Source organism: Candidatus Tectomicrobia bacterium, assembly GCA_016192135.1.
Taxonomy (GTDB): Bacteria; UBA8248; UBA8248; order UBA8248; family UBA8248; genus 2-12-FULL-69-37.
Genome location: JACPUR010000030.1, coordinates 50,270 through 62,965, shown reverse-complemented (window position 1 = coordinate 62,965; position 12,696 = coordinate 50,270). Strand labels below are relative to the sequence as shown.

The following is a 12,696-nucleotide window of genomic DNA, read 5'->3' as shown; positions in this document are numbered from 1 at the left end:
GGGCACAAAACATGGGCATGCAGCACCTATCCGCATCGAGGGGAGCCATGCTGATCTCGGACCGGCGCTGTTTCGAGGAAGAAGCCCTCCGGCATCTGGATTCCGTCTACCGGGGCGCCCTGCGGCTTGCCCGCGATCCCGTTGAAGCCGATGACTTGGTCCAGGAGGTCTACCTCAAGGCGCTGCGCTTCTTCCATCAGTTCGAGCCGGGGAGCAACTGCCGGGCCTGGCTCTTCCGGATTCTGCGCAACACCTACATCAACCAGTACCGCCACCGGTCCAAGCTTCCGCCTCACGAGGACCTGGTGGATGCCGAGGGAGCCTTGCAAGAATTCGGGCTGGAGAGCTTCCATTCGGCGGGGAAAGGCCCCGAGGCCGAGGTCATCCGCAAGCTGACCTTCGAGCAGCTCGATCAGGCCCTGAATCGGCTCCCGGGAAAATTCCGCCAGATCCTGATCCTCTCCGAGGTGGAGGGCTTCTCCTACAAGGAGATCGCAAAAATCGAGGGATGCCCTCTGGGGACGGTGATGAGCCGCCTGTGGCGGGCGAGGCGGATGCTTCAGCAATGCCTCGCCCCATTGAACCAACCACTTCCGAAGAATTCGCCGAAAAATTCGTGCGCGCTTCAGGCGATTCAGGCGAAATAAAAGTCGGCTCCGCGCTGTTCTTGGACGTTGGATCATCCGTCCGTTTTGTGGAAATTCGCGGAAAAAGGGAGGAGTCGTCCATGGAACGGCCTAACTATTGGCGCGCCACCGTTTCGGGCCTGATCGCCACCTACATCATGTCTGTATGTGCCTACTGGCTCGTCGCCATTCACCTGCCCCCCTCCGATCCGGCCAGATTGATGGCGTTCTCGCTCGGGAAGACCACGTATTGGATGGGGCTGGCGGCGCACTACGCCAACGGGGCGATCCTCGGCCTGATGTATGCCCGGTGGCGGGAGTGGGTGCCGGGCGAAAACCCATGGATGAAGGGAGTTTGCGTGGGGGTCGTCACCACGGTGGCGGCCCAGGTCGTGGGCGGCCTGGTGGGGCCTCTGGGCTTCTTCTGGAACCGGCCGGCCGCGATCCGGGGGCTGCTGACCTCCCTCATCGCGCACCTGGTGTTCGGCCTCGCCCTGGCGGTCGCCTACGCCCGGGAGGAGGAGGTCTGAAATGCCGCGAGAGAGCAGGAGCCCTTTGCGCCCCTTCTCTCGTTCCCTTAATCTTCACCTCCCTAGCGGCGGCTTTTGACAAGGAGAGACGATGGCCCGGTTCGGTGACCTGAGCGAGGCGGAAATCGCCCATCTGCAGAGCCTGGACATGCCCGTTTTCGCGGGCAGGCCCTGGATGACGGGCCCTCCCCTTTCCCAAAGGCGAATCGCCATCGTTTCCACGGCGGGCCTGCACCTTCCCGGCGAGCCCACCTTCGCTCCCGGTTCGGGCGACTACCGCATCATCCCCCGGACTTCGCCTTCCGGGCAACTTCAAATGAGCCATATATCGAGCAACTTCGATCGGTCCGGGTACCAGCAGGACGTGAACGTGGTGTTTCCCATCGACCGCCTGATGGAGCTCGAGGGCCGCGGCGAGGTGGGCTCCGCGGCCGACTTCCATTATTCGTTCATGGGGGCGACCCCGCCCGAGCGGATGGAGGCCTCCGCGCGCGAGCTGGCGGACCTCCTGAAGAAGGACGGCGTGAATGGCGTCATCCTCTGTCCCGTCTGACCCAACTGCACGCGCGCCGTGGGCGGGCTGGCACATTACCTCGAGGGCAGCGGTATCCCCACCACGCAGATCAGCCTGGTTCGGCCACACACGGAGAAGATCTGCCCTCCCCGGGCGCTATGGGTTTCCTTTGACTTCGGGCGCCCCTTTGGGGTGCCGAACGATCCGGGTTTTCAACGAAGGGTGCTCCGGCGGGCGCTTATCCTCCTGGAGGCCGGTTCCGGGCCCGTCCTGGAGAGTTACGACGAAGACGCCCCGGGCTCCGGCAGTGATGCGAGCGGGTGGGCCTGCCCCGTGGACCTGCGCCCCAGGCCCCAGCCCCTGGACGACCCCACCGGCCACCTGACCGCCCTGCTCGGCGAAATGCGCATGCTGGGGAAGTGGTACGACCTGGGAAGAGAGAAGCGCGGCCGCTCCACGGTGGGGGTGAGTGGCCTGAAACCGGAACAGGCGGCCCGGCACATCGTCTCATACCTCGCCGGGCAGCCCGAGGAGAACCCCCGGCCCGGCATGTCCCCCGCCACCCTGCTCAAGCTCGCCTGCGAGGACCTGCGAGCCTTCTATACGGAAGCCGTCGTCAGCCAGCCGGGGAGCCCCACCCCCCAGGAAGTGAGCGAATGGTTCTGGGGCCAGACCCAGGCGGGATGGCTGTTCCTGGCCCTTCCCGCGGTGCTGGCGCGAATCCCCGACAAGGCGACCCAGATGGTGGGGGAACGGATGGTCGTCCCCTACGCCCAAAGGCACCGGCTGAAAGACAAAGGAATCTGAGGCGTTTGCCGCCCGTTCGTCCGCAACTCTTGCCACCTAACCGGAGAATCGACATGGGCGCGAAGAACGTGATCCTTTTCCACCAGCCGGGTTGAGGGGACTGCACGGCGGCCGAGGAGTTCCTCCGGCGCAAAAGCGTACCCTTCGAAAGCAAGAATATTCAGGCGGACCCCGCGGCATTCAAGGAACTCACGGAGAAATACCAAAGCCGGGTGACGGCCACGCTGGTCATTGACGGCCAGGTGATCAGGGGTTTTCAGGCCAACCGGGCGGAGGTGGCGCGCCTCCTGGCCTGACGCCGCTTCTCCGGCAGGTGAAAGGGCAAGGACTATCCCTACGCATCCCTCGCGCACGGGAGGCTCGCCGTCACTTGGTATTCGGCCTCGCCTTGGCGGTCGCCTACGCCCGGGAGGAGGAGGTCTGACTCCCCGAATCACTCCAGTTGTCATTCCGAGCACAGCGAGGAATCTTCGCGCGTGGCCGCTGACGTAGACCCTTCGCGGAGCCTGTCCTGAGCGGAGCGAAGGGCTCAGGGTGACACCGGCCCGCCGCTCCCTCCGGCGGACGGCACATCGCCCCCCTCCCTCCCCCCGGGCATCCCCCGCAAGATCGCCACCTTGATGCGGTCCTCCTCCCCCCCGTGGCGGAGATGGAGGTATTCGAGCAGGCCGCGCGTCCAGGCCTCGCGCTCGGCGGGCGGGGGGGCGAGGTAGAAGGAGGCCCCGAAGCGCCAGAGGCCGTCCTCCCCGCGCACGATGAGGTCGAAGCGCACGTCGGGCTGATCCCCGAGGTGGAGGGCCGCGAGGAGGTCCTTGCCGTCCGAGAGGCGGAAGGGGAAGCGCCGCGCCTCGCCGGTCCCGAAGCGGAGGGCGATCGCCGCCTCCTCTCCCCCCGCCGCCGGCGGCTCGAGCGAGAGCGAGGCCGAGGCGGCCCCGGAGGGCGCCTTGGCGTCCACCCCCGCGGCGAGGTAGGTGCCGCTCCCCACGAGGAAGCGCCCGGCGGCGAGCACGCCCCCTCTCCCAGATTCCCCAAGCGGCGGGCCGCTTGGGATGGCCGCCGGGGGGGCGCCCGAGGCGAGGAACTCGCGCAGCCAGTCCGGCAGGCGCTCCCGGCCCGGCTGGGCGGTGGGGGCCTCGCCCTGGTCGAGGAGGCCCAGGCGCCGGGACCAGCCCAGCAGCGCGCTCAGCAGCGGCACGGCGGGCCGGAGGCCCTCGGCCTCCCAGGGGACGAGGTTCTCGGCCGCGCCGCGCAGGCTGTCGAGGAGGAGGGCGTGGGTCCCGGCCCACTCGGCGATGCGGGCGGGCTCGCCCCCCCGCTCCAGCGCCCCCCGGATGGCCTCGGCCGCCGCCAGGCGCTCGACGAGGGGAGCGAGGTGGGGATGCTCCCCGGCGCCGGGGAAGAGCCGCCGCGCCCCGGCCGCCGCCCCGGCCAGATCGCGCGCCGCGAGCCACTCGTTCAAGTCGAAAGACAGCGGCCGGAGCCCCAGGCCGGGGTCCTGGAGGCGCCGCCACAAGGCGCGCGCGCCGTTCAGCGCCAGCCCCGCCGCCTGGTCGGCCTGGATGCCCCAGGCCTCGGTGAGCTCGCGGCGGATGGCGTCCTCGCCCGCCCCCTGATCCAGGAGGCCGGCCAGCCGCCGGAGCAGGAGGCTGAAGAAGGCGGTCTGCGCCCGCGCCAGGGAGGAGAGCCGCCCGGGCGTGGAGGTCAGGGCGGTCAGCAGGAGATAGACGGCCCCGACGGGCACGCGCGCGCCGGGCGCCCCGAACAGCCGCGCCAGCCCCTCCAGGCGCCGGAGGACCACGTTCAGCTCCTCGCCCGCGAGGAGCCTCAGGTGGGCGAAGGCCAGGGGCAGGCACACCTCGGGCAGGGTGGGCTCGGCGGCCGGGGGGAACAGGAGGGGGGCGAGCTGGGCGCGGACCTCGCTCTCGACCGGGCCCAGGTTCTCCCGGAGGTAGGCCCCGGAGCGGTTGTCCCACCACGCGGCGAGGGCGGACCGCGGGGCGGGGGGGCTCACGGCCCCGCCGGCCCGCGCGGGGCTTCTTGCAGGCCGGCCTCCCGCGGGGAGGCCTCTGGCAGAGAAGCCTCGCCCCGCCGCTGGAGCAGCCGGCCCGCCCCGAAGAGGAGCGCCGCCGACCCCAGCACGAGGAGCTGGATCCCGTAGGCCTGGGGCGCGGAGAGCCCGATGAGCAGGGCGACGCCGCAGTCCACCATCGCCAGGAATTGAAGCGCGCGGCCCAGGCGGTAGGCGAGCATCAGCCGAGCTGGCCCACGGCGGCGCGGATGCGCTCGATGCCCTTCCGGACGTTCTCGAACGAGGTGGCGTAGGAGAGCCGGATGAAGGCGCCGTCCCCGAAGCCGACCCCGGGCACGCAGGCGCACTGGGCGTGCTCGAGGAGGTAGAGGCCCACGTCGTTCGAGTCCTTGATCCTCCCGTCGGGGCCCTTGCGCCCGAAGAGGCCGCTCACCCGGGGGAAGACGTAGAAGGCGCCCTTGGGCATGAGGGCCGAGAGGCCCTCGACCCCGTTCAGGCCCTCCACCACGGCGCGGCGGCGCCGGTCGTACTCGGCCACCCAGCCCTTCAAGAAATCATGCGGCCCGCGCAGGGCGGCGATCCCGGCCCACTGGGCGAAGGTGACGGCGTTGCTCGTGCTCTGGCTCTGGAGGGTGTCCATGGCCTCGACGATGGGCGCGGGCCCCAGGGTGTAGCCCAGGCGCCAGCCCGTCATGGCGTAGGTCTTGGAGAAGCCGTCGAGGAGGATGGTGCGCTCCTTCATCTCGGCCGAGAGGGAGGCGATGGAGACGTGCTCCTCCCCGTCGTAGAGGATCTTCCCGTAGATCTCGTCCGAGAGCACCATGGCGTTCGAGGGGAGGACGATCTCGGCGATCCGCTCGAGCTCGCGCCGGCTGTAGACGCAGCCGGTCGGGTTGCAGGGGCTGTTCAGCACCACGAGCTTGGTGCGGGGGGTGATGGCCTCCCGGAGCTGCTCCGGGGTGAACTTGAAGCCGCTCGCCTCCGAGGTCTGGACCAGCACCACCTTGGCCCCCGCGAGGACGGCCACCGGCTCGTAGGCCACCCAGATGGGGGCCGGGATGACGATCTCGTCGCCCTCCTCCAGGAGCACGTGGAGGAGGTTGAAGACCGCCTGTTTTCCCCCGACGCTCACCACCACCTGCTTCTTGGGCTCGTAGCGCAGGCCCTTGTGCTCGGCCACCCAGTCGCAGACGGCCTCGCGCAGGGGGAGGATGCCCCGCACCTCGGTGTACTTGGTCTTGCCGTCCTTGAGCGCCTGGACCGCCGCCTCCTTGATGTGGCCGGGCGTGTCGAAGTCGGGCTCGCCGGCGGCGAAGGAGATGACGTCCTTGCCCTGGGCGCGCAGCTCGGCGGCCTTGGCGTTCATGGCGAGGGTGGGGCTGGGGGGCAGCTTGCTCATGCGGGTGGCGAGTCGCATCGGGTGCTCCGGGAACGAAGAGAAAGGCGAACGGGCCGCCGGGGCCTGGAAGGCCGGGCGGCGATTATAGCCGCGGGGGAGGCCCGGGCTCAACGCGCCGGATGCGGCTCGGGCTCCGCCCCGCCGGGCGCCGGCGGCCCGGCCGGCGCCTCCGCCGGGAGAGGCAGCCGCGCCGTCACGGCCGTCCCCCAGCCGGACGATTCGATCTCCAGCCGGCCGCCGAGCTGCTCCAGGCGCTGGCTCATGCCGCGGAGCCCCACCCCCAGCGTCCCCTGCCCGTCGAATATGGAGTCCAGCATGCCGGGGGGCATGCCCCTGCCGTGGTCCTTGATCTCGAGGCGCGCCTCGCCCTTTTGCAGCAGCAGCCGCACCTGCGCCGTCCGGCTCCCCGAGTGGCGGAGGACGTTCGTCAGGCTCTCCTGGAGGACGCGGAAGAGCGCCAGCTCCAGGTCGCGCGGAAGCCGCCCGATCTCCCGGCCGACCTCCGCCCGCACCCGGATGCCGCTGCGCTTGCCGAATCCGTCGAGGTACCAGGAGACGGCGGTGTGTAGGCCCATCTCCTCCAGCATGGGCGGGTAGAGGAGGTAGGACATGGTCCGCACCTCGGCGATGGACTTTTCCGCGAGCTCGATGCATTCCCGCAGCCGCCGGCCCGCCGGGCGCCCGCCCGCCTCGGATCCCAGCGCGTCCAGCCCCATCTTCAGCGTCGTCAGGTACTGCCCCACGCTGTCGTGAAGCTCCCGGCCGAAGTGGCGCCGCTCCTCGTCCTGCGCGCGCATGAGATCGCCCGAAAGGCGCCGCAGGCTCTGCTGCGAGAGGCGCAGCTGCTCCTGGGCCGCCTCCCTCTCGGCGATCTCCTTCCGGAGCGCCTCGTTGCTCCTCTCCAGGGCTTCGTGCGCCCGCTTCACCGCCGTCACGTCGCGGACCAGCATGCTGAAGCCGCGGAGGTTCCCCTCCTTGTCCGGCAGCGCGTTGATGACCACGCCGGCCCAGAAGCGCGAGCCGTCCTTCCGGACGCGCCAGCCGCCCTCCTCCTCGAACCGCCCCTCCCGCGCCGCGGCCTCCAGCGCCCGCCGGGGTTCGCCCGCGAGGACGGCCTCCTCCGGGTAGAAGGCGGAGATATGCCGGCCGATGATCTCGCCTCCCGAATACCCGTGGACGCGCTCCGCCCCGGCGTTCCAGGCGCTGACGCAGCCGTCCGGGTCCAGCGTGCAGATCGCGTGATCCCGAACGCTCTCCATGAGCATGTGGTAGCGCTGCCCGCTCTGGGCGAGCGCCAGCGCGGCGAGGGCCAGGAGGATGACGGCGATGGTGACGGCGCCGGTCAGCCCTCCCAGCAGGTCCGGGTCGAGCCAGAAGCCCGAGCCCTCGCCCATGAGGGGGGCCGCCCCCTCGGGGACCGGGAAGAAATAGACGGCCGCCATGGCCGTGTAGTGCATGCAGACGATGGCGAGGCCCATGACGAGGGCGCCGGCCCAGCGGGCGGCGGCCCCCCCGCGCCGGGCGGGGAGGAACTTGATGCACAGGGCGGCGGTGGCGAGCGCCATCGCGACGAAGAGCGAGAGGGCGAACAGGGCCGGATCGTAGAACATGTCGGCGCGCATGCGCATGGCGGCCATGCCGGTGTAGTGCATGGCGCCGATGCCGGCGCCCATGAGGACGCCGCCGGCGATGAGCTGGCCCTTGGTGACGGCCGATCGGGACAGGACGGTCAGGACGACGAAGCTCGCGGCGATCGCCGGGACCATCGAGAGCAGGGTGACCCTGAGGCTGTAGTTCACCGGGACCGGGAGCTGGAAGGCCAGCATGCCCACGAAGTGCATGGCCCAGACGCCGATCCCCAGCACCAGGGCGCCGGAGGCGAGCCAGGCCTTGCGGGGGCCGGGCATCCAGGCGTCGAGGAGGCGGTCGGCCAGGGTGAGGGCGGCGAAGGAGGCCAGGGAGGCGACGGCGTAGGAGAGGAAGACCAGGCCGGGGTCGTAGGCCCCCACCAGGGCCTGGGAGGGGTCCCGCGTTCCGTCGAGGAAATGAAGCAAATGCGGCCCAATCATATTCGCAGTCATATTGCGGCGGCGGAAGTCCGAAGCCTGCGGGAAAAAAGGAGTATAGCGGACGAACCGGGGATATTAAAGAGGCCATTTCCCGAAAGAGGCCATTTCTCGAAAGAGGCCGTTTCCCGCGCCTAGAGGCGCCTTATGCCTTGAGGCGCCGGGCCAGGGCCTCGCAGACGGAGGGGGGGGCCAGGCGGCTGATGTCCCCGCCGAGGGAGGCCACCTCCTTCACGAGGCTCGAGCTGATGAAGCTGTACTGCTCGCTGGGCATGAGGAAGATGGTTTCGAGCTGGTCGTCCAGGCGGCGGTTCATCAAGGTCATCTGGAACTCGTAGTCGAAATCGCTCACCGCGCGCAGCCCCCGGATGATGGCCCGGGCGCCGATGCGCCGGGCGAAGGCCACCAGGAGCTCGCGCTCGAAGCTCATCACCTCGACGTCCGCCGTGTCCCGGAACTCCTCCAGGAAGAACGCGCGGCGCTCCTCGAAGCTGAACAGGGGCGCCTTCGAGGGGTGGACCGAGATCGCCACCGTCACCCGGGAGAAGAGCCTGAGGCCGCGCCGGACGATGTCCAGGTGGCCGTTCGTGGGCGGATCGAAGGTGCCCGGGTAGATGGCATGGGTATTCGCCAAGGAGGGCCGCCTCCTTCTCCGGTCCGGCGGAAGCCGGCATGCGATCGTTCCAAATGGCCCGGCCAACCTAGTCTTAACGCCCGAGGTGTGTCAACCTGACGCCATCTCAACGCCCGGCTTCGGAGGCCGCCTTGGAGCCCCTCGCCCTCCTCCTCGTCGTGGTCTCGGGCTTCATCCACGCCGGGTGGAACTTCTGGGTGAAGGGCAGCGGCGACCCGCTGGCCGCCCTCTGGAGCGCGCTCGCCGCGGCCCTCGTCCTCTACCTCCCCCTGTTCGTCGCCCGCTTCCCGGGGATGGACTCCCTCCAGGCGGGGGCGCCTTTCATCCTGGCGACGGGCGTCATCCACGCCTTCTACTTCCTCGCCCTGGCGCGCGCCTACCAGACCGGAGACCTCTCGACCGTCTATCCCCTGGCCCGTGGCTCGGCCCCGCTCCTGACCGCCGTCTTCGCCGGGATCTTCCTGGGGGAGCGCGTCTCCCCCGCGGGGGGCGCCGGCATCCTCCTGATCGTGTCGGGGGCCGCCGCCGTCCACGCTTTCCCGCTGTGGGCCGGGCCGCGGGCGCCCGCCCAGGCGGGCCGCGGCGGCGCCATCCGCTGGGCCTTGGCGACGGGGCTCGCGACCTCCGTCTACTCGGTGGTGGACAAGGCGGGGGTAACGCGAGTCTCCCCCGAGGCCTACATCTACCTCATGGTCCTCATCTCGGTCCTCTTCCTCGCGCCCTGGGCGCTGAGCGGCGGGCGCGGGCGGAGCCTGCGGGCGCTGGCGGGGGAGCCCGGCGCCTGGCTCCGGATCGCGGTCGGGGGGCTGTGCACCATGGGCTCCTACCTCCTCGTCCTCTTCGCCATGCGGATGAGCAAGGTGAGCTACGTGGTGCCGGCGCGCGAGGTGAGCGTGGTGCTGGGGGCCGCGCTGGGGGTCTTCGTCCTCAAGGAAGGGGGCGCGGCCCGTAAGATGGGCGGGGCGGCCCTCGTCGCGGCGGGGCTGGCGCTACTGGCGATGGCGAGGTGAGGGGCGGCCCCCTTCAGCCCCTCTTGGAGACCACCAGCCGCGCGGCGAGGCCGATGAACACCAGGCCCGAGAACCACGCCAAGGCCTTGGAGAACCCGACGCTGCGGAGAAGCCGCTGGCTGAGCCCGCCGCTAAAAACCGCCACCACCACGTTCACCGCCGTGTCGGTGACGTTAAAAAGCAGCCCGAGCAGGAGGATCTGAAGCGCGGCCGAACCGATCTCCGGGCGGACGAACTGGGGCAGAAACGCCAGGAAGAAGAGCGCCACCTTGGGGTTCAGCACGTTGGTGATGACCCCCTGGAGGAACAGCGCCTCCGGCGAGGACGTTGCGTCCCCGTCCAGCCTCTTCTGCGCGACCGGCTTGCGGATGGCCTGCACGCCCAGCCACACGAGGTAGGCGGCGCCCGCGTAGCGGACGGCGTCGAAGGCCGCGGGGGACGCGGCGAGGATGGCCGAGAGCCCGAAGGCCGCGGCGACGGCGTGGAGCAAGGCTCCCACCCCGACGCCGAGCGAGGAGACGAGGCCGGCCCTCGGCCCCTGGCCCACCGCATTCGCCAGCACGTAGAGCATATTCGGGCCGGGTGTGATGCTGAGCACGAAGCCCGTCACGATGAACACGGCGAGCGCACCCGGGTCGATCGGCATGTCCGCTTCTCCTACTTCTTCAGCACCTCTCTTACCATGTGGCTGATCTCGGGGAGGATGATCTTCTCCATCCCGGTGCGGCAGGCGTTCCCGGAGCCGGGGAGGGTCATGACGATCGATTCGCGGTAGGTGCCGGCGGTGGCGCGGGTGAGCATGGCCGCGGTACCGATGTCCTGGTAGCTCACGAAGCGGAAGAGCTCGCCGAAGCCCGGCATCTCCTTCTCGATCATCGAGGCGACGACGTCGTAGGTGGTGTCGCGCCGGGTGATGCCGGTGCCGCCGCTGGTGATGACGACCTGCACCCCCGCCCCGGCGCAGGCGGCCTCGATGGCGGCGCGGATCTGGTCGGGCTCGTCCTTCACGATGCGGTAGAAGGCCACGCGGTGGCCGCGGTCCTGGAGCATGTCCTGGATGAGCCTGCCGCTCGTGTCGTTGGCCTCGGTGCGGGTGTCGCTCACGGTGATGACGGCGCAGGTGACGGCGTCCGGCCCCTCGGCCCGGTGCTCCTCGTAAGTCTTCTTCTGGGCGGCGGCCGAGACCTCCTCGCGCGAGGGGCCTCCGGGCGTGGGGTTCATGGCGATCTCCTCGGGTTTTCCGGGCGACAAGCGCATTTCTTTTGTATCCCAGGGCCGGGGGAGGGGCAAACTTCAAACCCGGACATGAATGGCGTTGGTTATTTCTCCCTCCCCCGCCGGGGGAGGGCTGGGGTGGGGGAAGGCCCGCTGGCGGGTTTTCCCCCCCCCCGTCCCCCCCCCCGGGGGGGGGGGGGGGGGGGGGGGGGAAAGGCCCGCTGGCGGGTTTTCCCTCCCCCCGTCCCCCTCCCGGAGGGAGGGGGGGGGCCGCCCCGCTTCCGCTTGCCGTCCAAGTTACGCGTGGCTTGCCATACGTCCCTGACAGCCGCGCGCATGGATGCTTCTTATTTCAGGGGCGGCCGGGCCGGGCAAAGGCTGGCTCCGCCTGCGAATTTGGGCCGCAGGGCCGCTCGATCTCCCCGGGACGAAAACACAAAATTCTTCGAAAGCCCGCGGAGAGCGGAAACAATTCTCCTCCTCCGCGTGTCTGATCATGTAGAGGCGCGGCTCGGGCCGCGCGCAGGCCGCCGGCGATGGGGAGGGCAGCGCGGTGCTCAAGATTCTCCGTTACCTTGGGATGGCGGGTTTCGCCGCGCTCGCGGGATGCGCGGGCATCTACTACTCCCCCTCCTCGGGCCCGGTGGGGGAGGCGCACCAGCCCCGGCTCGAGGCCGTCTGGGCGGCGGAAGCCGTGGGGTACGGCAACATCTGGCGCGTCTACATCCGGGCGAGCGACCCGGACGGGGACCTCGACAAGGTCTGGGTCACCTTCGCCCGCTTCGGGGGCACCTATCCCGGGACCTTCGTCCCCCTGACGCAGCCCCTCCGCGAGGCGAACGGATACGTCCAGTTCTGGGCCTGGCCCAAGGGCGGGCTCAAGCTGGGCGAGCTGCCCATCTACGCCTCGGCGATGGTGCGCGTGGAGGACCGGGCGGGGAACCAGAGCCACGCCATCGCCATCCCCTTCGTCCTCATGCATCATTCGGGGCCGGACGGGGCGGCGCCTCCGGCGGGTTTCAGCCGCGACACCAAGCTGGCCGAGATGGAGATGAACATGGAGATCGAGCTCGGCGCGGGCGACGGCGACCGGGGCTCGGGGAACTGACTGAAGGCGAAAGGCCCAGAGAGCGTTCCGCGCCGGGGGGTGGGAAATACTTTTCCCCCGCGGCACGTTGTGCAGGTGGACGTGTTGTGCGGATGGAGAGGGCGCGGCACGATCCCCTGCCGCCAGCGGGGAGGAGACTTCGGTGTCGTGGTTCCAGCGCGCGATCACACTGGTCTGCCTGGCCGCCCTCGGGGGATGCACGGGATTCTACCGGTCCCCGGAAGGCCCCATCGGGGAAGGGCACCGTCCCACCCTGGAGGCCGTCTGGGCCGAGGAGACCGCCGGCTTCAGCAACCTCTGGCGCATCTACATCCGGGCGAGCGATCCGGACGGGGACCTCGACAAGGTGTGGGTCACCTTCAGACGCTTCGGGGGCACCTATCCGGGCACTTTCGTCATGCTCTCGCAGCCCCAGGGCGCGGCCAACGGCTACATCCGGCTCTGGGTGAGGCCCAGGGGCGCGACCGACACGGTTGAGCTGCCCATCCATGCGGCCGCCGAGATCAGCGTGGGGGACCGGGCCGGGAACCAGAGCCTCACCCGCGTCATCTCCTTCACCATCGCCCACGGGCCCGTGCCGGAGGGGAGCGTCCCCCCGGCCGGCTTCGCGCGGGACAACATGCTGGCCGAGATGAACATGGAGAACCTGGATCTCCGGCAGGGCAAAGGATGACGTCGGCCGGGACCGCTGAATGTACCGCGAGAAGCGAAGGGCCCGGAGAGGATGCCCTCTCCGGGCCCGGTTTTTTTCCGGCCGG

The 12,696-nt window shown here is 70.0% G+C and carries 14 protein-coding genes and 1 pseudogene; 8 read left to right on the top strand and 7 right to left on the bottom strand.

The window, feature by feature from the left end; translation table 11 throughout:
* Positions 1-47 precede the first annotated feature (47 nt).
* The 5 genes and pseudogenes from HYZ11_12620 (at position 48) to HYZ11_12600 (ending at position 2,773) form a co-directional block, all read left to right on the top strand.
* Positions 48-647 carry a sigma-70 family RNA polymerase sigma factor gene (locus tag HYZ11_12620; protein MBI3128441.1) on the top strand — a complete coding sequence of 200 codons (600 nt, stop codon included), beginning with the start codon at positions 48-50 and terminating at the stop codon, positions 645-647.
* Positions 648-727: 80 nt separating this feature from the next.
* Complete coding sequence (locus HYZ11_12615) at positions 728-1,156, top strand: hypothetical protein (GenBank protein ID MBI3128440.1); 429 nt, start codon at positions 728-730, stop codon at positions 1,154-1,156.
* Positions 1,157-1,247: 91 nt separating this feature from the next.
* A complete protein-coding gene (locus HYZ11_12610) occupies positions 1,248-1,709 on the top strand; it encodes a selenoprotein B glycine/betaine/sarcosine/D-proline reductase (protein ID MBI3128439.1) in 462 nt (153 codons plus the stop codon).
* 153 nt (positions 1,710-1,862) lie between these two features.
* Positions 1,863-2,477, top strand: coding sequence for a hypothetical protein (locus HYZ11_12605; protein ID MBI3128438.1), 615 nt, complete (start codon positions 1,863-1,865; stop codon positions 2,475-2,477).
* Positions 2,478-2,575: 98 nt separating this feature from the next.
* Positions 2,576-2,773: pseudogene (locus tag HYZ11_12600) on the top strand (NrdH-redoxin).
* Between the two features lie 233 nt (positions 2,774-3,006).
* On the opposite strand, the gene HYZ11_12595 reads toward HYZ11_12600, so the two are convergent.
* The 5 genes from HYZ11_12595 to coaD all read right to left on the bottom strand — a co-directional run bounded on the left by HYZ11_12595 (position 3,007) and on the right by coaD (position 8,605).
* Positions 3,007-4,488 carry a hypothetical protein gene (locus HYZ11_12595; protein MBI3128437.1) on the bottom strand — a complete coding sequence of 494 codons (1,482 nt, stop codon included), beginning with the start codon at positions 4,486-4,488 and terminating at the stop codon, positions 3,007-3,009.
* The gene (locus HYZ11_12590; GenBank protein ID MBI3128436.1) at positions 4,485-4,727 is read right to left on the bottom strand and encodes a hypothetical protein; all 243 of its coding nucleotides are present in this window, start codon (positions 4,725-4,727) and stop codon (positions 4,485-4,487) included. Before HYZ11_12590 ends, HYZ11_12595 begins: the two co-directional genes overlap by 4 nt.
* Complete coding sequence (locus HYZ11_12585) at positions 4,727-5,923, bottom strand: pyridoxal phosphate-dependent aminotransferase (GenBank protein MBI3128435.1); 1,197 nt, start codon at positions 5,921-5,923, stop codon at positions 4,727-4,729. Before HYZ11_12585 ends, HYZ11_12590 begins: the two co-directional genes overlap by 1 nt.
* A gap of 89 nt (positions 5,924-6,012) precedes the next feature.
* Positions 6,013-7,959, bottom strand: a complete 1,947-nt coding sequence (locus HYZ11_12580; GenBank protein MBI3128434.1) for a PAS domain S-box protein — start codon at positions 7,957-7,959, stop codon at positions 6,013-6,015.
* 157 nt (positions 7,960-8,116) lie between these two features.
* The gene (coaD, locus tag HYZ11_12575) at positions 8,117-8,605 is read right to left on the bottom strand and encodes a pantetheine-phosphate adenylyltransferase (GenBank protein MBI3128433.1); all 489 of its coding nucleotides are present in this window, start codon (positions 8,603-8,605) and stop codon (positions 8,117-8,119) included.
* Between the two features lie 131 nt (positions 8,606-8,736).
* Between coaD and HYZ11_12570 the strand changes: the two genes are divergently transcribed.
* On the top strand, positions 8,737-9,615 hold the full coding sequence (locus tag HYZ11_12570; protein MBI3128432.1) for an EamA family transporter: 879 nt from the start codon (positions 8,737-8,739) through the stop codon (positions 9,613-9,615).
* 13 nt (positions 9,616-9,628) lie between these two features.
* Here HYZ11_12570 and HYZ11_12565 read toward each other — a convergent pair whose 3' ends face one another.
* Positions 9,629-10,261, bottom strand: a complete 633-nt coding sequence (locus tag HYZ11_12565; protein MBI3128431.1) for a LysE family translocator — start codon at positions 10,259-10,261, stop codon at positions 9,629-9,631.
* Positions 10,262-10,272: 11 nt separating this feature from the next.
* Positions 10,273-10,836: a molybdenum cofactor biosynthesis protein MoaB gene (locus HYZ11_12560; GenBank protein ID MBI3128430.1), complete on the bottom strand. Its 564-nt coding sequence runs from the start codon at positions 10,834-10,836 to the stop codon at positions 10,273-10,275.
* 547 nt (positions 10,837-11,383) lie between these two features.
* Here HYZ11_12560 and HYZ11_12555 point away from each other — a divergent pair.
* Together HYZ11_12555 and HYZ11_12550 are read left to right on the top strand one after the other, a co-directional pair.
* Positions 11,384-11,938, top strand: a complete 555-nt coding sequence (locus HYZ11_12555; GenBank protein MBI3128429.1) for a hypothetical protein — start codon at positions 11,384-11,386, stop codon at positions 11,936-11,938.
* A gap of 142 nt (positions 11,939-12,080) precedes the next feature.
* Positions 12,081-12,611, top strand: coding sequence for a hypothetical protein (locus HYZ11_12550; GenBank protein ID MBI3128428.1), 531 nt, complete (start codon positions 12,081-12,083; stop codon positions 12,609-12,611).
* The last annotated feature ends 85 nt before the right edge of the window (positions 12,612-12,696 follow it).